At 60.2% G+C, this 22,060-nt stretch carries 21 protein-coding genes; 13 read left to right on the top strand and 8 right to left on the bottom strand.

Annotation, left to right across the window (positions count from 1 at the left end):
* The first annotated feature begins 307 nt into the window (after nucleotides 1-307).
* The 7 genes from PSH96_RS19610 to PSH96_RS19580 all read left to right on the top strand — a co-directional run bounded on the left by PSH96_RS19610 (nucleotide 308) and on the right by PSH96_RS19580 (nucleotide 8,913).
* Complete coding sequence (locus PSH96_RS19610; protein WP_305454437.1) at nucleotides 308-1,030, top strand: SDR family NAD(P)-dependent oxidoreductase; 723 nt, start codon at nucleotides 308-310, stop codon at nucleotides 1,028-1,030.
* Complete coding sequence (locus tag PSH96_RS19605) at nucleotides 1,020-1,877, top strand: arylamine N-acetyltransferase (protein ID WP_305454436.1); 858 nt, start codon at nucleotides 1,020-1,022, stop codon at nucleotides 1,875-1,877. Before PSH96_RS19610 ends, PSH96_RS19605 begins: the two co-directional genes overlap by 11 nt.
* Nucleotides 1,878-1,881: 4 nt before the next feature.
* A complete protein-coding gene (locus tag PSH96_RS19600; protein ID WP_305454435.1) occupies nucleotides 1,882-3,189 on the top strand; it encodes an ATP-grasp domain-containing protein in 1,308 nt (435 codons plus the stop codon).
* Between the two features lie 28 nt (nucleotides 3,190-3,217).
* Entirely contained in the window at nucleotides 3,218-4,435 is a 1,218-nt protein-coding gene (locus PSH96_RS19595; protein WP_305454434.1) for a hypothetical protein, read from the top strand.
* A gap of 78 nt (nucleotides 4,436-4,513) precedes the next feature.
* Complete coding sequence (locus tag PSH96_RS19590) at nucleotides 4,514-5,020, top strand: sigma-70 family RNA polymerase sigma factor (protein WP_305454433.1); 507 nt, start codon at nucleotides 4,514-4,516, stop codon at nucleotides 5,018-5,020.
* Nucleotides 5,017-5,982, top strand: a complete 966-nt coding sequence (locus tag PSH96_RS19585) for a FecR domain-containing protein (protein WP_305454432.1) — start codon at nucleotides 5,017-5,019, stop codon at nucleotides 5,980-5,982. The genes PSH96_RS19590 and PSH96_RS19585 overlap by 4 nt, the downstream gene beginning before the upstream one ends.
* A 96-nt stretch (nucleotides 5,983-6,078) precedes the next feature.
* Entirely contained in the window at nucleotides 6,079-8,913 is a 2,835-nt protein-coding gene (locus tag PSH96_RS19580) for a TonB-dependent receptor (RefSeq protein WP_305454431.1), read from the top strand.
* A 137-nt stretch (nucleotides 8,914-9,050) separates the two neighbouring features.
* Here PSH96_RS19580 and PSH96_RS19575 read toward each other — a convergent pair whose 3' ends face one another.
* Nucleotides 9,051-9,203, bottom strand: a complete 153-nt coding sequence (locus tag PSH96_RS19575; RefSeq protein ID WP_017137007.1) for a hypothetical protein — start codon at nucleotides 9,201-9,203, stop codon at nucleotides 9,051-9,053.
* A gap of 170 nt (nucleotides 9,204-9,373) precedes the next feature.
* Between PSH96_RS19575 and PSH96_RS19570 the strand changes: the two genes are divergently transcribed.
* On the top strand, nucleotides 9,374-10,429 hold the full coding sequence (locus tag PSH96_RS19570) for a D-isomer specific 2-hydroxyacid dehydrogenase family protein (RefSeq protein WP_305454430.1): 1,056 nt from the start codon (nucleotides 9,374-9,376) through the stop codon (nucleotides 10,427-10,429).
* Between the two features lie 108 nt (nucleotides 10,430-10,537).
* The gene (locus tag PSH96_RS19565) at nucleotides 10,538-11,461 is read left to right on the top strand and encodes a LysR family transcriptional regulator (RefSeq protein ID WP_305454429.1); all 924 of its coding nucleotides are present in this window, start codon (nucleotides 10,538-10,540) and stop codon (nucleotides 11,459-11,461) included.
* Here the strand turns inward: PSH96_RS19565 and PSH96_RS19560 are convergent.
* Entirely contained in the window at nucleotides 11,364-12,068 is a 705-nt protein-coding gene (locus tag PSH96_RS19560; protein ID WP_305454428.1) for a TetR/AcrR family transcriptional regulator, read from the bottom strand. The genes PSH96_RS19565 and PSH96_RS19560 overlap by 98 nt on opposite strands.
* A 121-nt stretch (nucleotides 12,069-12,189) precedes the next feature.
* Between PSH96_RS19560 and PSH96_RS19555 the strand changes: the two genes are divergently transcribed.
* The gene (locus PSH96_RS19555; RefSeq protein WP_305454426.1) at nucleotides 12,190-13,407 is read left to right on the top strand and encodes an MFS transporter; all 1,218 of its coding nucleotides are present in this window, start codon (nucleotides 12,190-12,192) and stop codon (nucleotides 13,405-13,407) included.
* A 3-nt stretch (nucleotides 13,408-13,410) separates the two neighbouring features.
* Here PSH96_RS19555 and PSH96_RS19550 read toward each other — a convergent pair whose 3' ends face one another.
* A complete protein-coding gene (locus tag PSH96_RS19550) occupies nucleotides 13,411-13,851 on the bottom strand; it encodes a hotdog fold domain-containing protein (protein ID WP_305454424.1) in 441 nt (146 codons plus the stop codon).
* 134 nt (nucleotides 13,852-13,985) lie between these two features.
* On the opposite strand from PSH96_RS19550, the gene PSH96_RS19545 reads away from it, so the two are divergent.
* The gene (locus tag PSH96_RS19545) at nucleotides 13,986-14,609 is read left to right on the top strand and encodes a TetR/AcrR family transcriptional regulator (protein WP_305454423.1); all 624 of its coding nucleotides are present in this window, start codon (nucleotides 13,986-13,988) and stop codon (nucleotides 14,607-14,609) included.
* 47 nt (nucleotides 14,610-14,656) lie between these two features.
* Complete coding sequence (locus PSH96_RS19540; protein ID WP_305454422.1) at nucleotides 14,657-15,523, top strand: DNA/RNA non-specific endonuclease; 867 nt, start codon at nucleotides 14,657-14,659, stop codon at nucleotides 15,521-15,523.
* 83 nt (nucleotides 15,524-15,606) lie between these two features.
* Here the strand turns inward: PSH96_RS19540 and PSH96_RS19535 are convergent, their stop codons facing one another.
* The 5 genes from PSH96_RS19535 to PSH96_RS19515 are packed head-to-tail and all read right to left on the bottom strand — an operon-like array spanning nucleotide 15,607 to nucleotide 20,591.
* Nucleotides 15,607-16,626 (bottom strand): branched-chain amino acid aminotransferase, encoded by a 1,020-nt coding sequence (locus PSH96_RS19535; protein ID WP_056861168.1) that lies wholly within the window; start codon nucleotides 16,624-16,626, stop codon nucleotides 15,607-15,609.
* A 33-nt stretch (nucleotides 16,627-16,659) separates the two neighbouring features.
* Complete coding sequence (locus tag PSH96_RS19530; protein ID WP_305454421.1) at nucleotides 16,660-17,910, bottom strand: ATP-grasp domain-containing protein; 1,251 nt, start codon at nucleotides 17,908-17,910, stop codon at nucleotides 16,660-16,662.
* Nucleotides 17,907-18,854 carry a DMT family transporter gene (locus tag PSH96_RS19525; protein WP_305454420.1) on the bottom strand — a complete coding sequence of 316 codons (948 nt, stop codon included), beginning with the start codon at nucleotides 18,852-18,854 and terminating at the stop codon, nucleotides 17,907-17,909. Before PSH96_RS19525 ends, PSH96_RS19530 begins: the two co-directional genes overlap by 4 nt.
* Entirely contained in the window at nucleotides 18,851-20,056 is a 1,206-nt protein-coding gene (locus tag PSH96_RS19520; RefSeq protein WP_305454418.1) for a DUF6421 family protein, read from the bottom strand. The genes PSH96_RS19525 and PSH96_RS19520 overlap by 4 nt, the downstream gene beginning before the upstream one ends.
* Complete coding sequence (locus tag PSH96_RS19515; protein WP_305454416.1) at nucleotides 20,043-20,591, bottom strand: hypothetical protein; 549 nt, start codon at nucleotides 20,589-20,591, stop codon at nucleotides 20,043-20,045. The genes PSH96_RS19520 and PSH96_RS19515 overlap by 14 nt, the downstream gene beginning before the upstream one ends.
* Before the next feature lie 236 nt (nucleotides 20,592-20,827).
* Between PSH96_RS19515 and PSH96_RS19510 the strand changes: the two genes are divergently transcribed.
* Complete coding sequence (locus tag PSH96_RS19510; protein WP_305454415.1) at nucleotides 20,828-22,039, top strand: YeeE/YedE family protein; 1,212 nt, start codon at nucleotides 20,828-20,830, stop codon at nucleotides 22,037-22,039.
* Nucleotides 22,040-22,060 lie beyond the last annotated feature (21 nt).

The following is a 22,060-nucleotide window of genomic DNA, read 5'->3' as shown; positions in this document are numbered from 1 at the left end:
CTGGAGTCAATAGACGAAAACCACTCCGTGTTGGTCCAGGTGGACGCGGTCGCTTCCATCTTTGATGAGCATTTTCCAGGGCGTCCGATTGTTCCAGGTGCGTTTACCGTGGGTTTTGTGCTGAGTTGTTGCCGGCACCTGCTGCCGGGTGCGTCCCTGCGTGTAAAACGAGTGGTCTTTATGGCGCCGATCACACCAGGGGAGTGTCTGGATTTACAGTTTTCAGGGTTCGACCGGCCGGGCGCCAAGGAGGTCGGCTTTGTCCTGAAGACTTCACGTTCTGTACATTGTCGAGGGAGCGTCATGTATGACTAAGACCGCTATTGTAACGGGAGGAACGCGTGGAATAGGCCGCGCGATTGCAGGCAAGTTAATCGCGGAGGGATTTACCGTTTTCGCGACCTATTTCAAGGATGAAGCCGCTGCAGATCGCCTCACGTGCGAGTTCGGCCCGCGTGCAATCACGGCGCGCGTTGACGGTAGCGACAGGCGTCAGGTTGAACAGTTCTGTGCGCAACTTCAGGACCATCCTCTGCCTTCAGTGTTAGTCAACAATGCTGGCATCGCGCGCGATGGTTTGTTCTTGAGTCAAGAGCCGTCCACGTTTGAACAAGTGATGGCAAACAATTTTGGCGGCACGCTGAATTTTTGTGAGGTGTTTGCCCCGCTGATGGCAAAGGCACGCCACGGCAATATTATTAATATCGGTTCGGTTGCCGCGCAAAAAATAAAGCTGGGTAATACAGCCTATGGCTGCGCCAAAGCCGCGATTGAACGCCTGAGCATGGGCCTGTCGATCGAACTGGCGCGCTTTGATGTGCGAGTGAACTGCGTTTCTCCGGGCTTTGTGGATACGGACATGTTTCAGGCTTTCGCCGGTGATCAGGTCAGGGAGATTCTCAAGTCGATTCCCGCAAGACGGGTAATGACGGCTGAAGAAGTCGCCGAGGCCGTGTGTCTGCTGGCAACCCGGCGCCTTTCAACCACTGGCAGTTTACTGCGTGTGGGGAATGGCGAAAATGTTGGATGAACCCTTAGCGGTTTGCCCCACGGCGCAACAGAACAGCCCGCCATGGTTGGGCGCGTATCTTCAGCGCGTAGGCAATCCTGACGCAAGCCAACCGGATCTTGCCAGCCTGGCCCGCTTGCACGAAGCGCACGTCACCCATATTCCATTTGATATGGCAGATGGTTTTCTGGACGTAGAGGTGCCTTTTGCATTGAACCTCGTCGCTCAAAAAATCGTATACGGGCAACGGGGCGGTGGTTGTACGCACATGAATGGCATTTTTGCGCAGGCCCTGGAAAGCCTTGGGTTTTCGGTGCAGCGCACCTTGGCCAAGACATTCGCGCACGGCGTATGCCGTGAGTTGTCCACGCACATGGCGCTGGTGGTCAGTGCGCAGGGAAAACGCTGGCTATGCGATGTCGGGTTTGGTCTGCGCGGTCCCATAAGGCCGCTTTCGCTTGATGAGCGTGATGATCGGGTGACGCAAGTGCAGGGGTGCCACCGCTACCGCGTCACGCGGCTGGGCAATCGTGACTGGTTGGTGGAGTACCTGCGCGGCGAGTGTTGGCAGGGCCTGCTGGTTGTCCGTGATGCAGACTACAACTATGAAGAGTTTCGCGTGACTCACTTTTACAACACCCATGCCCCCACCTCCCTGTTTGCCAGTCATTTCATTTGTGCCCGTCCTCATTCCGAAGGGGGCGATATCCTGCAAAACGGCACGCTGGTGTGTGTCCAGGGCAAGCGTCGTTCCAGCTACAACGTTCGAACGATTGACGAACTGGTTCGCCTGGTGAAGTCGCATTTCAACATCGTTCTTTGTGCGCAAAGATTTCGTCAACTACCGCCAGGCATCAGCAGGGATTAATACGATGACTAAGCGCTGTCTGATCACCAACCCCGTCTCCAATGCGAATCTGTTAGTGGGGTACCTGAAGGAGCAGGGTGTTGACTGCTACGCCGTCATGGAGATGGATAAAGTCAGCAAAATGCCGACCTTGAGCGAGAAAAAGAAAGGCGAATTCAATGCCGAACTCTACCAAGGGATTTTTATCTCTGCCGAACAGGTACCGGGGCCTGATGAACTGCCTTTCGATATCATCCTCGCCGGCAGCGAGAACGGTGTATTCATCGCCGATATCTTGAGCGAGCGTCATGGGTTGCCTGGCAATGACCCCGCTTACTCTCGGTTACGTCGCCATAAAGATGCGATGCAGCGCGCGCTGGCAGAGGCGGGTCTGGCGTGTATATCGACACACGTGCTGGAAGGGAAGGCCGCTGCGCAGTCGGTTCTGGAGCACTGGGATGCGTACCCCTGTGTGCTCAAACCACAGTCTTCGGCAGGCGGTGAAGGCGTGGTTTTTTGCAGGAACCGCGCTGAGTTGCAGAGCGCGATTCTTGCCGCGGATTGGGGAGGCTTTTCTTCAACATGGTCGGACAATGACTGTTTTGTGCTGCAACCCTTTGTCACCGGCAAAGAGTACGTTGTCGATATGGTCGCGCAGCAGGGCACCTATGTGGTTGCGTCCGTCTGTCGCTATATCCGCTGTGATGAACTGGGTATCGAAGGCTGCCCGTTCGTGAAGAAATTCACCTTCCTGCTGGACCCGAGCTCCGACGCGGTGCGGGCCTTGGTCGACTATGCCAAACACGCGGCTTCAGCCATGGGGATTGAAAACGGAGCAATCCATATGGAGTTGCTGGACAGCCCCAATGGCCCTGTGATGATCGAAGTGGGCGCGCGATTGCACGGCACCATCACCCCGGTGCTATTCGCGCACTGCTACGCCCCTCACTTACTGGAACAATTGTACTTTTCCAGTTTCGCGCCGGCCGCTGAGCTGTCTGATGCGAGGCTGATCAAGCCTGGCATTATCAGTGACGTTATCAGCACCTCACCGGGTGTTTTCGGTGGGACGCCTGAGGGTTTGCCGGCAGCGGTAAGTCAGCTCAGCAGCGTGATAGGGGTTCAATTGAATGTCGAAGAAGGGCAGCCCTTCAAGAAAACCAGTGACCTGTTTTCGTCTTCGATGAATGCAGCTTTTTCCCATGCTGACGATGCTGTTCTGTGGGCAGACGTGCAGGTGTTTGAGCAATTGACCGCGTCAGCGCTGAACGGGGCGCAGTTGAGTCCCGAGAACTGGCGGTTTCTTAAGGACGAGTACCTCGCCTATTTTTAAGCCAGGTTCTGCAGGGAAGGCGGCTTGCATGATAAATCACTCTTTTTTTGATGCGCAGTCTTTTGACCGCATGGTTGAGCACTATCGTGAGGCGGGTTACTCGGGTTACCCACGGGCGTTGAGCTATGAACAGTTTGACCGTCTGTACCCTGTATCTTCCAAGTCCACACTTCAGGGTGTGGTGGAGAAGCTACGTGATGAGGGCCATTTGCGTCATTGTTATTTGGTCAGTTCGTCGGGTACAACCGCCTCTCCGCTGGTCGTGGCCAATGATTTTTGGCCCAGTGTCTCGCGAGACGCCTACGCAGTGGAGCTGCGTCGCTTTTTAGGGCAGCGTGTGTTTTCCAGTCAGGACGTCGTGGCCAACTTACTGGTGCCTGGCGGATTTGGCTGCTTGTACGAGGGGCTGTCGCGATTGTTGGAGCCGATTGGCTGCACCATTTTGCCTGTCGGGCGTCTCGACGCGCAGGACTGCCCCGAGGGGTGCCTGCAGATCTGCCGTGAAGTGGGAGTCAGCGCCTTGCTGGCGACACCGGGCGGTATTATTCAGGCCGCTCACATGGCGTTGAAAGCCAATGTAGTGCTGGATATCAGAAAAGTGATTTATATCGGCGAAGCGTTCTCCACCGCTAAACAAGATTACATAAGAACGGTTTGGCCGAAGGCCGAGTTCTATGGCCTTTATGGAAATACCGAGATAGGCCTGGTGGGCGTTTCAACTCCTGGACACCCGCCGGGTCATTATGATTTCCTGAGCAAATGGGTACTGGCCGAGGTCGATGCGCAGGGCAAGTTGTATCTCAGCGATTTGAAGGCGCCGATTGTTCCGGTCATCCGGTATGACACGGGGGACATCGCTACGCTGCTGCCCACCTCGCAACATCGGGTCGGCACGTTGATCCTGCAGGGGCGCAGTGATACGAGCTTTAATTTTTGCGGCAATTTACTCAGCCTCTCGAATGTCTGCCAGACCCTATGGCGCCAGTGTGGCCAGTCATTTGCTTTGCAGCTGACCCTGTCCACAGGAGATGCAGGCACAGACCACTTGAGCGTCAATTGCGATTTGACGTCGTTCGCTGATCCTGACGGCGCCTGTCACGCTATTGAACTCGCCTTGATGAGCATGGCTGGCTTGGAGGAGGCGCTGCGACGCGGTGTCGCTACTCTCGGCATAGAGCGTGACGTTGAATTTTGGCGAAGTGCCCGTGAAAAAGAGCCGGTGTTGCGGGATGTGCGGCAGCGGTAAGTGTCGGTTGTGGCAAGCCTATACAATCCGACCTCTAAAACATAAGATGAGAAGCATTATCATTAGTGCGGATCTGAAATGCAGCATGACAGCCCTCCCTCGCCCGTCGCCCAGCTGTACGCCAATCACCACAGCTGGCTCCGAGGCTGGTTGCATCGGCGGCTGGGGCATACGGCCGATGCCGAAGACCTCGCGCACGACACCTTTGTCCGCGTGCTGCGCTCCCAAGAGGACGTGCGTGAATTACGTCAGCCCATGGCATTTCTGGCCACCATCGCCAATGGCTTGCTGATCAACCGTTGGCGTCGCCAAGCCATCGAGCGGGCTTATCTGCAAGCACTGGCGGCGCGCCCGGTGGCCGAGGAGCCTTCGCCGCAAGAGCGGCATCTGATGATCGAAACGCTGTTGCAGCTGGATTCGCTGCTGGTCGGTTTGTCGGGGCGGGTGCGGCAGATTTTCTTCTTGTCCCAGCTTGATGGCCTGACCTATCCGCAAATCGCCAAACAATTAAGCCTGACGGTGGCCCAGGTGCAGCGCGCCATGGGTAAGGCGTTCAGTGTCTGCTATGCGAGCCGGTTTGAATGAGCGGTGTGGCGGTTGACCCGCAGGTGCGCGACAGTGCCATCGATTGGCTGGTGCGTCTGCAGTCCGGCTTGATGAGTGCAGGTGACCATCAGGCTTTGCAGCAATGGCGTCACGCCAACCCCGCGCATGAGTACGCTTGGCAACGGGTCAGCAGCTTGCCGCTGTTGTTGCAACCAGGCGCCAATGTGCTGGCCGATGCCACGGCACGCCGGGCCTTGCAGGCGGCCGGGACCGATCCTCAACGCCGTCGTCAGGTGCTCAAGTGCCTGTTGGCGCTGGGGCTGCTCGGCGGCATTGCCTGGCAAGGGGCGGATTCCACGCGGGTACGCGCAGCGCTGGCGAGTTATCGCACCCGCACAGGCGAACGCCGGCACTGGGCCCTGGCGGACGGCAGTTCGCTGTGGCTGAACACCGCCAGTGCGGTCAACCTGGACGTGAGCGCAGGCCAACGCAGCGTGCAGTTGGTCGAGGGCGAGCTGGCACTCGACACGCCAGCGGGGTCGGCCTCGCTGCAACTGCAAACCCCGAACGCGCTGCTGTACAGCCAGGGCGCCAACCTGTTGGTGCGCCACGCTCATCAGGGCACCTTGGTGACTGTTTTACGCGGGCGGGTGCAGGTGAGCGCGCGGCATCAGCCTACGCCCGTGCCTTTGCAGGCCGGCTGGCAGATAAAAGTTGAAGACTACGCAATCGGGCGTCCAAGCCCGGTTGACGTGTTGCTGGCCCAGGCCTGGATGCACGGCATTCTGCCTGCCGAACGCATGCGCCTGGATCAATTGCTGGCCGAACTCTCGCGCTATCGCCCGGGCTTGCTGCGTTGCAGTGAGGCGGTGGCGGCGCTGCGCATCACCGGCAGTTTCCAGCTGGACGACACCGATGCCGCGCTGGCCCTGGTGGCCAAGACCTTGCCGGTGCGCATCGAGCGAAGAAGCCGTTATTGGGTGACGGTGGTGCCGGCGTGAAGTTTTTTTTCTCCGACGCGATAGTTTTTTCGATCTGGCTTGGCCTTTAGGTATTACCCACCGGCACAGGTGGGTTTCGATCCCTAGGAGCCTTGCATGATTTCCCCCGTTCGTGTTTTGCGTCGTCATACGTTCAGCGTGTTATTTCTCGGCCTGCAACCGTTGTGCGGTGAGCTGGTATTGGCCGCCGGTGAACGCCCGTACAGCATCAGTGCCGGGCCTTTGGACCAAGTGCTGTCGCGCTTTGGTGCCGAAGCCGGGATCAGCATGGCGGGCAGTTCGCTGCTCACGGCGGGCAGGAAAAGCCAGGGGCTGCAGGGCGAATTCAACTCGGAGAACGGCCTGGCCCAGGTGCTCTCGGGCACCGGCCTGGACTATCAGCGCCAGGCCGATGGCGGCTATGTGTTGCGTCTGCGCCAGGAGGCCGTGCAGCTGCCGACGCAAAAAGTGACGGGCGAAAATCTCGACGAAGAGGAGGTCTACCGCGCGCCGCGTTCGTCGGTGTATATCTCCGGCGAAGACATGCAACGTTTTGGCGTGGTGTCGGTGGGTGATGTGCTCAAGGGCCAGCCCGGCGTGCAGGTGGGCGACAGCCGCAATGGCGGCGGTTTGGATGTGAATATTCGTGGCATCCAGGGCCAGAGCCGGGTGTCGGTCACGGTGGACGGCTCGCAGCAGGCATTGGATGTGTATCGCGGTTATGCCGGTACTCAGCAGCGCAGTTACATCGACCCGGATTTGATCAGCGACATCACCATCGACAAAGGCCCCAGCCTGACCTCCAGCGCCATTGGCGGCACAGTAAAAATGCGCACCCTGGGCGTTGGCGACATTCTCAAGGACGGCCAGAACATCGGCCTGCGCCTCAAGGGCGATTTTTGGAACAACGGCGTTGCCCCGGCTTCCCGCGACCCGCACTCCAATACCCAGGACCTGTATGCTGAGCCGCACCAGAGCCGCGGCGGGGTATTCGGCTCGCAGGCCGAAGCCGGCAGCGCCGCGTTTGCCTACACCCATGAATTTTTCGACGTGGTGGCGGCTTACGCCAAGCGCAATCAGGGCAATTATTTTGCCGGTAAAAAAGGCCAGGACCGCTACCGCACCTACGACCGTTGGGGTGATGAAGACACCAGCGTAGCCACCACCTACAACGCCGGCGAAGAGGTGCTCAACTCCTCGGCGAAGACCGAATCGTTCCTGCTCAAGACCACCCTGCGCCCGGCGGACGGCCATACCTTCGACCTCGGCTATCGTCGTTATGACGGGCGCATTGGCGAGATCATGCCGTCGGATATCTTCCGCTTCGGCACCGGCGGTATCTATCAATACCCACTGGGCCATACCAGGATCGACACCTACACCGCTCGCTACAACTACCTGCCCTCGGGCAACCCGCTGGTGGACCTGACCGCCGACCTGTGGATGACCGACGCTCAAACCAGCCAGCTCACCTCGGTGGCCGCACCTGCGTCCCAGGCATATCGCTCGGACCGCGCCTGGAGCCGCCAGGCAAACCAGCGCATCGGCGGCGGCCTGGCCAACACCTCACGCTGGGCGACCGACCACGGCGATCTGAAGCTCGACCTGGGCAGCTCGTTCCAGCTCGAAGAACTGCGCCCGCAAAAAGGCGTCGCCACCACCCAGCACGATATCAACGCCAACCGCATGCTGCGCGAAGGCTCGCGGCAGGAGTACAGCTTCAATGGCAAACTCGAATACAAACCGGTGGACCGCCTGACCTTATGGGGCGGCGGCCGTTATACCCACTATCGCAGTAAAGACCACATTGCCAGATCCACCGCACGCCGCGAGGAGCGTGACCTGCGCTACCTGCGGGTCTACAACGGCAACAATTCCGGCAACATGATGTGGTTCCCGGACCAGAACGGCGAGTACACCAACGCCACCGATCCGCGCCTGAACAACGGCATCGTGTTCCAGAACACCAACTTCCCCTTCGAGGGCGTGCGCTACAACGACTTTGGCGTGATCGATTCGACGGTTTACCCGTCCCAGGTCAGTGACGTGGTGAGCGGCTATGACTATTCCGGCAAGGCCAGCAACAGCGGCGGGGCTTTTTCACCGGCGCTGGGCATCAATGTCGAAGTGCTGCCGGACACTTTTGTGTATGCCTCCTACACCCAGGGGTTTCGCATGCCCTCGCTGTTTGAAACCAGCCAGGGCGTGCTGCAAACCCTGCCCGGCAAGGGCTTGAAACCCGAGCGCTCAAGCAACTGGGAGGTCGGCGCCAGCACGTTGCGCAAAGGGCTGTTGGTCGAGGATGACGCGGCGGCGATCAAGCTCGCCTACTTCAACAACACCATCAAGAACTACATCACCCGCTACTACGACCCAAGCCCAGGCTCGTGGGGCCAGATGCGTTTCAGCAACACCGACAGCTACAAGACCAGCGGCCTGGAACTGCAAGCGCGCTACGATGCCGGGCGCGTGTTCGCCGACCTGTCGTCCACCTATTACCTGAAAACCGAAACCTGCGATGCGGCCTTCGCCGCCACACTGCGCGCTACCAGCAACAGTTACCAGAAAACCGCCGACACCCCGAACTGCACACCGGGCAGCTTCATGGGTTCCTACACCAACACCCAGAACCCGCCCCGGCTTGCGGGTAACCTGACCACCGGCCTGCGCTTCTTTGACCAAAGCCTCACACTCGGCACACGTATTACCTACACCAGCGGCCCCACCGTCACTGCCGACAAGCCTTGGCAGACCGGCGCCACCACGCCGCAACTGAACTACCGCGAAGTGGCACTGGTGGATCTGTTCCTCAACTACAAGTTGCAGGAGGATGCGAGCCTGAACGTATCGCTGCAGAACGTCACCGACCGCTACTACCTGGACCCGCTGGCGCAGAGCTTCATGCCGGCGCCGGGGCGCACGTTGCGGGTGGGCGTGCAGGCGAAGTTCTAAGGGCCAGGCAACGCCCATCAGTCAAGGACGGATACCTTCAATGTGGCAAGCCTGCTCGCCACAAGTGACGGTGTTCGTCGTTGAATGGAGGGCGCTCGCCCACTGGCAGGCAGCGCCCGGTCATAGCTCTCAGAAGGTTACATCGCCTGCACAATGATCTGGCTTTTCAAATCATTGACCATGCCTTCAATCGCCGGCTTCATCGCCGCGAACTCTTGCGGGGAGCACAGGGCGTCCGGCTTGGTGAAGGTATAGTGGCGCGTGATCAGCACCGTGTTGGCTTTTTTCACAGTGATCGTACCCACGCTCTGCGTGGGAATGCATCCCGTGACGCTCCGCGTCACGCCTTCAAGCGCTGGACGCAGAGCGTCCGGGGCGGCATTCCACGCGGAGCGTGGGAACGATCAAAATCCCGCAACCTGGGTATCGGCAGGCGCTACCCTCCAAGAGGATCAACGGCATGGCATTTACCACCCTGATACTGGATGCCCCCGGGCCGCCGTTACTGTTTGAGGAAGTCGATCGCTTTCTTGAACTGGGCCTGGGCGTCACCCTTAACCTGCATTATTTCGCGGACAAAGAGCGCATTCGGCAGCACTACGGCACGCGCATTCACTATGCCGAGATCAACTGCCATGACGAGCCTGGCTTTATTGCCGCCGTGAGTCAGGCCGGGGGCTACAGCGTGTTCAAGACGCGCCTGAACATCCCCTTGGGCGCCGGCCTGATCCGCGCTGCCACTTCGCCGGCGTTGGCCATGCCACTGCGCGCCATTGCCCAGGCTGGCGCAGGGGTCAATCATATTGATCGGCTGGCGTGCGAGCAGTGTGGCGTGGCGATCCTCAACACGCCGGGTTCCAACGCGGCCGCTGTTGCCGAATACGTCGTGGCCCAGGCGCTGTATCTGTCGCGCGATCTGGATGACTACAACGCCGAAACGCACAAAGGCCATTGGGCAAAAGGCACCTTGGCACCTGCCTGCGAATTCGCCGAACTGACGCTTGGGCTGGTGGGCACCGGCAGCATTGCCCGGCAGGTGGCGCGCAAGGCTGCGGCGCTGGGCATCAAGGTGATCGCTACCGGGTCCGAACGCTTTACCGAGGCGGTGGCGCGCAGCCTTGGGCTTGAGCGACGGGCGGGTCTTGAGCCATTACTGGCCGAGGCGGACATCGTCTCGATCCACGTACCGCTCACCCCGCAGACCCGGGGCTTGTTCGGCACTGCCGAGTTCCGGCAGATGCGCCAGGGCTCAATCCTGATCAATACCGCGCGCGGCGGGATCGTCGACGAACACCAGTTGGCCGCCTTCATGGGCGAGTTTCCCAGGCATATCAAAGCGGTGGCCATCGATACCTTTGCCCTGGAGAAAGACCGCTTCGACTCGCCATTGACTGCGATTGCCAACGCGCAATTGACGCCGCACATTGCCGGCAATACCACCACGGCAATCCGGACGGCATCACGCCAGATCGTCGACAAGATTCACGCATTCAGTGCCGCCGCCATCGTGCGTTAACCTGCCGGACACAAAGAAGGCCGATAACTCATTCTCGCCCGGCGCGCTGTATTAAAGGGCAAGAGGCTGGTAAGTATGACGTCGGATAGTGAGCCGACGAAATCAATCATGAAACGCCATTTCGAAGATTTGCAGCTGGGCAGCATCGAGCTGTTCTGCCTCGCTGCCGAAGCCGGCAGCTTTACCGCGGCTGCGCAGGCCGCAGGTGTTACCCCGGCCGCCGTGAGCCGCAGTATCTCGCGCCTGGAAGAACGCCTGGGCGCACGCTTGTTTGTGCGTACCACGCGCAGCATTCGCCTCACCGACAGCGGCCGCACATTTTTCGAGCAGTGCCGCGAGGCGCTGACGCAACTGGTGGAGGCCCAGCAACAGGTGATGGGCGCGCAGGCGGTGCCGTCCGGGCGCTTGCGCATCAGTGTGCCGACCACTTACGCGCATCACCGCTTGCTGCCGCTGCTGCCCAGGTTTCGTGCGCAGTACCCGCAAGTCACCGTGGATATCCATATCAGCAACCGCAATATCGACTTCGTTGCCGAAGGCTATGACCTGGCCATTCGCGTGCGCGCCCAGCCGGATTCGTCGCTGATCGCGCGGCTGCTGGAAGATGCCGAGCTGGTGGTTATCGCCGCACCGGCTTACTTGCAGCGCGTCGGCACGCCGCAGGCGCTGAAGGACTTGCCTGCGCATGAATGCATTCAGTTTGAGTTGCCCAGCAACGGCCGGCGCATCCCCTGGTTGTTCCAGGTGCAAGGCCGGGAGCAGGAGTTCGCCGGGGCGGCGGGCTACAGCATTGCCCATGACGTGCTGGGCGGCGTAACCCTGGCCAAATACGGCGCGGGGTTGTTTCAGACCTACAAGTTTATCGTTGAGCGTGAATTGGCCGATGGCAGCCTGGTTGAAGTGCTGAGGCCGTTTGGCGGGCGCTCGCGGCCCTTCACCTTGCTGTATCCCCATGGGCGCTATGTGCCGCATCGGGTGCGGGCGTTTGTGGACTTTTTACTGGCGTGTCGGGACGAATGGGCGGCGCGGTAGCGGCGGCAATGTCCCATGTCAGCAGGAGTTGGCTGATCGCCGCGTCGATATCCTTAAACCGCACGTTATCGCGCGCCAGGATTGAAACGCCCTGCAAGAAACTGTCAAACACCGTCGCCATCGACGCCGCTTGCGTGGTGCCTGGCAATTGCCCAAGACGTATCCCGCGCTCAACACAGGCCACAATGCCCGCCCGGGTGCGCACGCGCGATTGCGTCAGTGCGTCCGCGACCCGCGCATTCTCAGGGCTGGGTGCGCTCATCACGCCCAGCGCCACCATGCAGCCCTTGGGGTGCCCGTCTTCACACTGCATGCGCGCCGACTGGCGCAGCGCGGTTTCGATGGCCTTGCGGGGTGGCAAAGCCTCGTCCCACAGGCATTCGGTGACCTGGGCATAGGTGGCCAGATAACGCTGCACGCACTCATCGAACAGCGCTTCTTTGGAGCCGAATGCCGCATAAAAACTCGGCGCGGAGATACCGCCACCCAGCCCGGCCTTGAGCTGGGCGAGGGAGGTGGCGTCATAACCATGCTGCCAGAACAGGTGCATGGCCTGTTCCACGGCCTGGTCTCGGTCGAAATTACGCGGGCGGCCCATTTGTGCCATGTGGGGAATCCTCTGGGTAAGCGAGATAAATACTAGTCGATACATAAGTCGTTGACAACGCACGGTGTGCGCACGCAACATTTATATCGATCAGTATTTAAGTCGTCCCAAGGAGTCTCCCGTGACACCCTCACTCAGCTTATCCGCGTCATCTGACCGTCTGCCCATTGGCGCTTTGCTCGCCCTGGCCATGACGGGCTTTATCTGCATCGTCACCGAAACCCTGCCCGCCGGGCTGTTGCCGTTGATCAGCGACGGCCTGGCGATTTCGCCGTCGATGGCCGGGCAGATGGTCACGGCCTACGCGCTGGGTTCGGTGCTGGCGGTGATCCCCATGACCATCGCCACCCGGGGCTGGCGGCGGCGCAATGTGTTGCTGCTGACCATCGTCGGCTTTCTGCTGTTTAACTCCATCACCGCGCTGTCGTCCCATTACGGCGTAACCCTGGTGGCGCGGTTCTTTGCCGGCGTGGCGGCGGGGCTGGCCTGGAGCCTGCTGGCCGGTTATGCCCGGCGCATGGTTGCGCCGCATCAACAGGGCCGGGCGCTGGCACTGGCCATGGTGGGTACGCCGATTGCGCTGTCGCTGGGTGTGCCGCTGGGCACGTGGCTGGGCGGCCTGGTGGGTTGGCGTACCACCTTTGGATTGATGTCGGCGCTGACGCTGCTGCTGATCGTGTGGGTACTGGCGAAAGTCCCGGACTATCCGCCGCAGCCTGCGCACCAACATCTGTCCCTGGGCCAAGTGCTGACTACGCCCGGTGTGCGGCCGGTGCTGGCGGTGGTGATCAGTTGGATGCTGGCGCACAACATTCTGTACACCTACATTGCCCCGTTTGTGGCGCGTGCAGGCTTGGCTGAGCGTGTGGATTTAGTCTTGCTGGTGTTCGGCATTGCCGCGCTGCTGGGGATCTGGTTGACGGCCAAACTGGTCGAACCGCTGTTGCGCAAGACCGTGCTGGCAAGCCTGGTGACGTTTGCGGCGGTCACCCTGGTGTTCGGCTTTTTGGGCAGCGTGCCGCAGGTTGTCTACCTTGGCGTGGCCGTGTGGGGCCTGAGTTTTGGTGGCGCCGCGACACTGCTGCAAACCGCATTGGCCGATGCCGCTGGGGAGGGCGCCGATGTGGCGCTGTCGCTGAACGTGGTGGCGTGGAACAGCGCTATTGCGGCCAGCGGCGTAGTCGGTGGCGTGTTGCTTGAGACATGGGGCGTTGCCTCGTTTCCATGGGCGATGGCGCTGTTGCTGCTGGTGGCGTTGGTGATTGCCTGCACGGCGCATGCCCATGGCTTCAAACCGGGACGGCGGTCAGCCGATGGGCCTGCGGTGGCGGGGCAGTAGGCGCTAAGCGAGCTTCACGTTCATGGTGATGCGGGCGGTAAATACCTTGATATCGCCCTCATCGAAAATATCCACCGGCACGATCTTGTCGCCGGCGGTTTGCCAGTCAACCGCGCTGCCATCAGCCACGGCACGGATATTCGATTTCGCCTTGGCCAGGTATTCCACGGTCATGCCTTTGGGAATCCAGCGCGCGCCGGCCGGGATCGACACGTCGGTCATGGTGCCGCCCGCCAGTTCGGCTGCGTTGCACAGCGCGATGGCATGCACAGAGGCCAGGTGGTTGGTGATTTCCTTGCAAAACGGCACGTTGACCACCGCACGGTTGGGGCTCAGTTCGGCGAATTCGGGGGTGATGGTGCTGAAATAGGGCGCCATCTGGCAGACCATTTTGCTGAAAGCGGCGGGGCCTGCGCTGTTGAACATGCTGAGTACTTGGCTCATTGGGTATTCCTTTTTTTGTTTGCGGAATAATTTTCCGTAACAGAACAATATTCTGTAAATTCCATTCGCGTCAACCCACGCTTTCTCTGGCGGTCGATGAACCTATAAACTGTTTTTATTTGGCGCCTCTTCGCATGCACTCCATCGACCTTATCGAGCGTACGTTCCCCGGCAGGCGCAGCGACCTCAAGCGCAGCATCCTGCGTGAAGCGCTGGCGTGTTTTAACGAGGTGGGGATCGAGGCGACCAATATCGAAACCATTCGCGCACGCTGCGACACCAGCGTGGGTGCCATCTACCATCACTTCGGCAGTAAAGAGGGGCTGGTGGCCGCATTGTTTTTTGCCGCACTTGAAGACCAGGCCAGCCTGCGCGAGCGTTATTTGCAGGACGCGCAAACCGCGCAGGCTGGCGTCGTGGCGCTGGTGTACAGCTACGTTGAGTGGGTGCATGCACAACCGGAGTGGGCGCGGTTCGTGTTCCAAAGCCGCTTTGCGGTGTCCAACGGCCCATTCAAGGACGAACTGATTGCACGCAATAAACGGCGTAACCATCAGTTGAAAGACTGGATGAATGCAGAAGGGCGCAAGGAACATTTCAGTCCGCTGCCCGCCGAACTCATTCCTTCGCTGATCATCGGCGCGGCCGAAAACTACTCGCGTGCCTGGCTGTCAGCCAAGGTCAAAAAAAGCCCCTGGGAGTATCGCGAGTTGCTGGCGCAGGCGGCCTGGAATTCGATCCGTCAGGCGTCGCACTAAAGTTTAAAGTGAGGGTCCATTAGGCTCCTCACTTTAAGATATAAAACATGCACTTACGCATTATTGCAGTTGGCCTGTCGGCGTTTGTTCTGCTCTCGCCCGGCGCACAGGCCCGCAGCCTGCTGGACCTGATCAAACCACCCGCCCATGAACACACTTCGCGCTCAAGCTCCATCTGCCAAAGCGCGGCCCTTGGTCTCTATTCCCGTCAAGAAAAACAGCTCTCTTTCGACGGCTGCGCGGACCTGTTTCCCGGTGCCAAGCCGATCAACACGGCCACCGTACCCGCCTCGATGAAACCCATGGCGCTGTGTTCGGATCACTTTGCGGTGCTCTACTCGCAAACCAGCAAGACGCCTTTGGTGGTGGTCGAGCGTTTGAATGCCGCACAGTTGAAAGACGCCAAGGGTGAAGAGCGCACCAACCAGTTTTATCCCGACCCGCGCATTCCCAAAGGCGCCCGCGCCGAGTTGAGCGACTACCGCAGCCAGCACCCGGCGGTGGACCGCGGCCATCAATCCCCGGCCGCCGATGCGCCAAGCGCAAATGCCATGGCGCAGTCCTTCGCCTTGTCGAACATGGTGCCGCAAGACCCCACCAACAACCGCAAGATCTGGAGCAAGGTCGAGGCCGACGTGCGCAAGTTCGCCCTGCGGGCCGGCGGCAATGTGTTTGTGTTCACCGGCCCCTTGTTTGATGCTGGCTACAGCACCGTCGGCGACAACAAGGTGTGGGTGCCGACGCGCCTGTTCAAGCTGGTGTACGACGCCTCGTCCCAACGCGCCTGGGCCTATGTGCTGCCCAACGCCGAAACCCGTATCCAGAAGCCGATGGATTACGACACCTTTGTGAAAAGCACCGGGCTCAAGTTGCTCGGCAATTTGCCGGTTACCGGCTCGGTGGGTCGGACATAACCACTTTCAGCCGGTCTGACTGACGCTGGATCGGCCCGCTGTACTGACACCCACGGGATGTCGGCACGGCGGGCGTCAGGGCTTTAGACTTTTTCGATCCAGCCTGCCGGCGCTTCAACGTCGCCGTTCTGGATGCCCGTCAGCTCATTGAACAAACGTTGGGTCAGCGGGCCGGCCTCATGCTCGCTGTGGAATACATGCAGGTGATCGTTGTAGCGGATACCGCCGATCGGTGTGATAACCGCTGCGGTGCCGCATGCACCGGCTTCCTTGTAAGCCGCGAGGTTGTCGATATACACATCCTCTTCCACCGCCTTGAGCCCCAGACGGCTTTGCGCAAGCTCGATCAACGAGGCGCGGGTGATGCCAGGCAATACTGAAGGTGAACGCGGGGTCACAAAGGTGTTGTCATGGGTGATGGCAAAGAAATTCGCCGAGCCGACTTCTTCGATTTTTTTATGGGTCAGCGGGTCGAGGTAAATGCAGTCGGCGAAACCTGCCTGCCGTGCCTCGGTACCGGGTAGCAGGCTGGCCGCGTAGTTCCCGCCGACCTTGGCGGCGCCCGTGCCATTGGGGGCGGCGCGGTCGTAGTCCGAAATGATGAAGTTGCTCGGTTGCAACACGCCTTTGAACAACGCGCCGACCGGGATGCAAAACACGCAGAAGATAAACTCCGGCGCGGTACGCACACCGATGTTATCGCCCACACCGATGACGAAAGGTCGCAGATACAGCGAGCTGCCTGTTCCGTAGGGCGGCAGGAAGCGTTCGTTGGCCTTGATCACCTGCTTGCAGGCATCGATGAATTGCGCGGTCGAGACGGGCGGCATCAGCAGCCGTGAGCAACTGCGCTGCATGCGGGCAGCATTCTGATCGGGGCGAAACAGGTTGATCGAACCATCCTTGCAACGGTAGGCCTTCATCCCCTCAAAACACTGCTGGCCATAATGCAGCGCGGTTGAGCCTTCGCTGATATGCAGTTGGTTATCTTCGGTCAGCGCACCTTCCTGCCACTGACCGTCACGCCAGTGTGCGATGTAACGAAGGTCGGTTTTCCTGTAGCTGAAGCCCAGGTTGTTCCAATCCAGTTGCGGATGTTCCATATCACGACTCCCGAACCCGGCTACGGGTGGTATTTATTGGTTCCAGTTGATGCTCAATGCAGCATCAAGCCATTGGTGGTATGCGTTCGCCGCCTCATCCGAGGCATGTACCGAGAAGATGAACCCTGGGTAGCCGCCAAACGCGGGAGGGGGTGGTGAAAGGTGTCCGGCCTCGAAAAAGGTCACGATCCGTGCGGTTTCTGGGTGCTCCTCGACCTTTTCCAGCCCGCTGAAACCGTTGAAACGGCCATCGCCGCGCAGAGGAATGATGTAGTTTGCTGCCACTTTGGCGGCCGGCAGCACATCGGGCAGTGCCGGGGTCGGCAGCCCCAGGGCCGCCTGCATGCACAGTGCGGCGAACGACACGCCGGTGCTCTGTTCCACCACAAAGTGCGAGACCCCCGAGCCCCCTATGCGTGCGCCGATTTCAATCACATACGCTTGCTGCTTGGCATCCAGGCGCAGCTCCACATGGGCGGCGCCCATGGTAATGCCCAACGCCTTGACCCCGGCGCGCGCGGTTTCGCACAGCGCCATGATCAAGGGGTCGTCGATATCTCGACGCTGGCGGTAGATCGTTTCTTCAAACCAGGGCCCTTCGGGTTGACCCTTGTCGCCCACGGCCAGGACATGCACCCCTTCGATGTCGACAAAGCACTCCACAACGAATTCTTTACCCGGCAAATACTGTTCAACAACCAGGCCTGCGGCTTTGTCCTGGTCATAGAAACGTGCCAGGTCCTTGCTCTGCACCTCCCAGACAGCGTTGACCAGGCCGGGAAGCGCTTCGGCCGTCTTGGCCAGCATCACGCCGGTGCTCGACCAGCCGGAGAGCGGCTTGATCACCAGGGGCAAGCCCAGGGCGCGGGTTAGCGACAGGTCGTGGGGGTTATCAATGTAGCAAAAGCCCGGTGACCTCAAGCCTGCCTCGGCAAAGGCCTGGCGCATCAGGTACTTGTTGCGGGCCAGTGCCGCCACATGGGGATCGATGCCAGGTGTACCGATTTTTTGCGCCGCCAGCGCCGTCCAGATGATCGCTTCTTCGCGAACCGTCATGACCCCGCCAATCCCCCTCTCTTGCGCGCCGGCCGCGAACGCTTCCAATGCCACCTGCGGCTCGTCGAACACCGGCAGCTGCCAGGTCGACGTGACCGCCGGCAAGTGAGCGGGGGCGCTTTCGGTCGTGTCGTAAATCAGTACCAGTTCAATACCTGCCGCTTCTGCGGCCTCAAATACAAAGGACAACTTGGCACTGCGGTGGCAAACCAACGCCAGCTTTTTCATTGTATTTCCTCACTAACCGGTGGGTTTGGGGCGCGACGCTTGAACGTCCAGCCCGAGGCGCCTGATGCATCCATGAATAGCAGGGTGATCCCCACCATGACCGCAATCATCGCGACGATTTTTACTGCACCCAAGGTCGTGCCGGAGCCGATTAACCACTCACCGGTGACCACGGCGAATGGCGCCAGCAAGCCAATCGCATTGGCATACAGCACACCGCCCTCGGCCAAAACCTTCTGGTACAACACATACACCGGCGCCGAGCAGGCAGCCCCCAGGATCAGCACTTTGAGCGCGTCCTCAAGGTTCAGGAGCAACAAGGGCGCGGGGTCGAGAATGAACAGCGGCACAAAGCACGCCGCGGCGATCAGCGTGACCCAGGCCAGCGAGTTGATCAGTGGCAGATCCTTGAGGTAACGCTTGGACAGCAGGCCATAAACGGCGTAGGAAAGCGCCGCGACCAAGGCCAGCGCAATGCCTGACGGGCTGACTGCGCCAACGTCGCCGGTGTGGGTATTGAACGCCAGCGCCGCGACACTGACGATCACCACACCCGCCAGCTTGAGCCAGGAAAAACCCAGGCTGCGTGTCAGCAGACCCAGCAGGTAGGTAATGCCCGGAATCGTCGCCAGGACCATGGTCAGGTCACTGGCTTTCAGCGTTTTCAAGGCGCCGAAGCTGCAGACAAAGTAGAGCGAGAACCCCAGGATCGACAGGATGAAAAACCCCGGCATCCTTGCGAGCAGGGGCTTGGAAGCCTGCGGCGGCCGTGTGCTGAACGCCACGATCAGCCATAAGGCGGCCGTTGTGGCCCATAGCCTGAGCCCAACGGCATGCATCACCGCAAGGCTACCGAGCAGGCTTTTCGACAGCAGCCAACTGATCGAGAACAACGCGAGAATGGCCACGGTGAACAGCAGCAGGCGGACCTTCAATGCATTCATTGGGGGCACTCGGCCAGCACGCGGCGTGCGTAGTGCGTGGCCGGGAAATTAAAGCGTGCCAGTGGGGTTTGCGGTGCGCCCAGATGCTGCTGCACATAAGCTTTGGCACCCGCCAGATAGGCCTCGTCGTCGAGTGCTTCGAGGGCCTCGATATCGGCGATCATCGACACCAGCTTTTGGCCAAGACGTTCGCTGTCGAAGGTGAGGTGACCGTGCTCGGTTTCGACTAATGCCTTGGCATTGATCAGCATCTCGAACAGCAAAATCCCGGTGCCGGCATCGAACGTCATGTGCTGGTCCGAGCCTTTGGGGTAGCGGAACATGCGCTCGAGCAGGATGAACTCGGCGATTTCACGCCAAAAGTCCGGACGGTGTTCCAGCACCAGGCGCACCGTAATCAGGTCACACTTGGTTTCTTCCAGCAGACCGGTAAACCAATTCAGCTTTATGTACAGGTTTTTGTCCAACGGGCGTGGCCCGGTGTGGTGCGCATAGTCGTGGTAATAACCCCACAAGCAACGCGCGTCGTACATGTCTGACTCAGACATCTGGCGGCTGCTCAATTGGCCGAACAGGAACGGGCTCTGGCGCCCGAACAAGCGGTCTGCCTCGACGAGTGTCTGCTCGTTGTAGATACGCAGAAACTTGCTGAAGAAGAACAGCGCGAAGGTCTGTTTATCGACCTTGGCTGCCGTCGCCACGGACTCTGGAAACAGCACAATGCAATTGCCTTGCAGGAACCCCTTCGAGGCCGCTCCCAGCTTGATGCATTGAAACGGTGCCACGTAGTGCTCGGTGTACTGCGCGGCCTTTGCCAGGTAAGGGGTTTCACTGCGGTAGCCGGTGACCAGCTCCAGCCGAAAGCCTTCGGGGTCAGGGCCGTTGGTCGCGCGCATGGGGGCCAGTAGAAACAAGGCGTCGCCGGGTGCAGGGGTGTTGAAACTGGCGAGTGTCTTATCGAACAAAGGCCGTTGATCCAGGCCATTCTTCAGCCAGTTGCCCAGGTCTTCCAGCGTCGCCGTCAGCAGCGGCGCAGACAGCCCGTCGATCATTGCGGCGTGCCGGTCGAGCTCGGCGATCAAGCGATTGATGAGGGCCTGGTCGGCCAGGTCCGGCGCCTTGATGCTGCCATCCAGTTCCTGGCGGGCGCGCACTTCATTGACGATATTGACCAGGGTCGACAGCGGCTCAGGCTTTTGCATGGTCGGCTCGCTTCAGCGAATGGACCAGAAAGGCCATTGGCACCTGGCCGAAATCCTCAATGATGTTCAGCTCATGCAGGTCTGCCGCGACCACGGTGGTCACGCACGCATCTGCTTTGCCGGTGCTGCACAGCACGGCGGCATCGGCATTGCTGTTGGCAAACACCTTGCGGTAATGGCTGGCCACCAGGGATTGGGGCGCGGGATGGGTTGCCACACTCTTTATCTGGTCGGCGCTGGTACGACTGGCAAGCACCATGGAGTGGGTCGGCATGATGAAGCTGTCGCACAACTCCATATCACCCAGGCGGGTAAAAATCAGCGTATGCAAATCGGGATACGCGGCGCAGCTTAAAAGATAGCCGTCCTGTTTTCCGGACAACTCATCAAAGGCTTGCTCAAGCGTCTCATGCAGAACAATTCGTTGGGTGCTATTGCGCTCTTCACGAGAGTCAAGCCACCACTGCGCGGCGGTGGCGCAATTGGTACCCTCGGGGCCAAGCGTATAGATAGTCGGACTGATAGCCGTGTGCATGCTTTAACTTCCTTGTCAGAGCCCACCGAACAGCGGGCCAGAATCCATTCTTACCACCTGAAGGTGGTTGCCTTGGCGCAGGTTACTGTAGGTTTTTTGTTCAAGCAATACACCCGGCGAAACTAAACTTTGCCACCTTTGCGGCCTTACCTGGCCGTCTGAATTCCTGCAAAGGCCGACCCTGTCAGGGTTTATACTCACCGCCAATCTTCCCCCGATCACACCCGAGAAAGCCCATGAGCACCTCCCTTTCCCTGACCCCCGCGCGCAAGCCTATCGCGCCTTTGGTGGCTTTTATCATCCTGGTGGCCGGCGCCGTATTCCTGCAAAACAGCGTCGGCTCGCGCCAGGTGCTGTTGCTGGTGGTCGGCGCCGCATTGGGCTTGACCCTGTACCACGCCGCTTTCGGGTTCACGTCGGCCTGGCGCGTATTTATCAACGATCGGCGCGGCGCCGGCTTGCGCGCACAGATGGTCATGCTGGCAGTGGCGGTGTTGCTGTTCTTCCCGGCGCTGGGCGCGGGCACGTTGTTCGGGCAGCCGGTGGTCGGGCTGGTAGCACCGGCTGGTGTGTCGGTGGTATTCGGGGCGTTTATTTTTGGTATCGGCATGCAGTTGGGCGGCGGTTGTGCGTCCGGCACGCTGTTCACCGTGGGCGGCGGCAATGCGCGCATGCTGGTGACGCTGCTGTTCTTTATCTGCGGTTCATTGATTGCCACACACCATGTGGATTGGTGGTTCGCGTTGCCGGCGTTCCCGGCGGTGTCCATCGTCAAGAGCTTCGGCGTGTTGCCGGCCATGGTTCTGAGCCTGGCCGTGTTTGCGCTCATTGCGCTGGTCACCGTGCGCTTGGAGAAGGGCCGTCATGGCCAGCTTGAACCAGGCGTGAGCAGCGAGCACATCGGTCTGCGCCGTTTCCTGCGCGGGCCTTGGCCGTTGGTGTGGGGTGCGATCGGCCTGGCGCTGCTTAACTATGCGACGCTGGCGCTGGCCGGGCGGCCATGGGGCATTACCTCGGCGTTCGCGTTGTGGGGCGCCAAAGTGGCCAGCGGCTTGGGTGTGGATGTGGCCAGTTGGGCGTTCTGGCAAATGCCGGGCAATGCCAAAGCCCTGGCAGCACCCGTGTGGGAAGACATCACCAGCGTGATGGACATCGGCATCGTCCTCGGCGCGCTGTTGGCTGCGGGCCTGGCCGGGCGTTTTGCCCCAAGCCTGAAAATCCCGGCGCGCTCGCTGGTGGCCGCAGTGATCGGTGGTTTGATGCTGGGCTATGGTTCGCGCCTGGCCTACGGCTGCAACATCGGCGCGTACTTCAGCGGCATCGCCTCCGGCAGCCTGCATGGCTGGGTGTGGTTGGTGGCAGCGTTTATCGGTAACAGCGTGGGCGTGCGCCTGCGCCCGTTCTTCTTCGCAGGCGAACGACCGCAGGTAGCCTTGAGCGGTTGCTGAACCCCAACGAGCGATAGGGCT

Origin of the sequence: Pseudomonas sp. FP2338, from assembly GCF_030687515.1 — a bacterium.
Classification (GTDB): domain Bacteria; phylum Pseudomonadota; class Gammaproteobacteria; order Pseudomonadales; family Pseudomonadaceae; genus Aquipseudomonas; species Aquipseudomonas salomonii.
The sequence above is the reverse complement of the archived record's forward strand: the minus strand, read 5'-3'. Positions and strand labels throughout refer to the sequence as shown.

Bases quoted from the DNA above. Each gene is read 5' to 3' on its own strand.
- PSH96_RS19605 (WP_305454436.1), top strand. From the start codon at position 1,020: ATGTTGGATGAACCCTTAGCGGTTTGCCCCACGGCGCAACAGAACAGC.
- PSH96_RS19585 (WP_305454432.1), top strand. From the start codon at position 5,017: ATGAGCGGTGTGGCGGTTGACCCGCAGGTGCGCGACAGTGCCATCGAT.
- PSH96_RS19540 (WP_305454422.1), top strand. From the start codon at position 14,657: ATGCACTTACGCATTATTGCAGTTGGCCTGTCGGCGTTTGTTCTGCTC.
- PSH96_RS19590 (WP_305454433.1), top strand. From the start codon at position 4,514: ATGCAGCATGACAGCCCTCCCTCGCCCGTCGCCCAGCTGTACGCCAAT.
- PSH96_RS19520 (WP_305454418.1), bottom strand. From the start codon at position 20,056: ATGCAAAAGCCTGAGCCGCTGTCGACCCTGGTCAATATCGTCAATGAA.
- PSH96_RS19565 (WP_305454429.1), top strand. From the start codon at position 10,538: ATGAAACGCCATTTCGAAGATTTGCAGCTGGGCAGCATCGAGCTGTTC.
- PSH96_RS19600 (WP_305454435.1), top strand. From the start codon at position 1,882: ATGACTAAGCGCTGTCTGATCACCAACCCCGTCTCCAATGCGAATCTG.
- PSH96_RS19580 (WP_305454431.1), top strand. From the start codon at position 6,079: ATGATTTCCCCCGTTCGTGTTTTGCGTCGTCATACGTTCAGCGTGTTA.
- PSH96_RS19535 (WP_056861168.1), bottom strand. From the start codon at position 16,626: ATGGAACATCCGCAACTGGATTGGAACAACCTGGGCTTCAGCTACAGG.
- PSH96_RS19560 (WP_305454428.1), bottom strand. From the start codon at position 12,068: ATGGCACAAATGGGCCGCCCGCGTAATTTCGACCGAGACCAGGCCGTG.
- PSH96_RS19515 (WP_305454416.1), bottom strand. From the start codon at position 20,591: ATGCACACGGCTATCAGTCCGACTATCTATACGCTTGGCCCCGAGGGT.
- PSH96_RS19510 (WP_305454415.1), top strand. From the start codon at position 20,828: ATGAGCACCTCCCTTTCCCTGACCCCCGCGCGCAAGCCTATCGCGCCT.
- PSH96_RS19570 (WP_305454430.1), top strand. From the start codon at position 9,374: ATGGCATTTACCACCCTGATACTGGATGCCCCCGGGCCGCCGTTACTG.
- PSH96_RS19530 (WP_305454421.1), bottom strand. From the start codon at position 17,910: ATGAAAAAGCTGGCGTTGGTTTGCCACCGCAGTGCCAAGTTGTCCTTT.
- PSH96_RS19550 (WP_305454424.1), bottom strand. From the start codon at position 13,851: ATGAGCCAAGTACTCAGCATGTTCAACAGCGCAGGCCCCGCCGCTTTC.
- PSH96_RS19610 (WP_305454437.1), top strand. From the start codon at position 308: ATGACTAAGACCGCTATTGTAACGGGAGGAACGCGTGGAATAGGCCGC.
- PSH96_RS19545 (WP_305454423.1), top strand. From the start codon at position 13,986: ATGCACTCCATCGACCTTATCGAGCGTACGTTCCCCGGCAGGCGCAGC.
- PSH96_RS19525 (WP_305454420.1), bottom strand. From the start codon at position 18,854: ATGAATGCATTGAAGGTCCGCCTGCTGCTGTTCACCGTGGCCATTCTC.
- PSH96_RS19595 (WP_305454434.1), top strand. From the start codon at position 3,218: ATGATAAATCACTCTTTTTTTGATGCGCAGTCTTTTGACCGCATGGTT.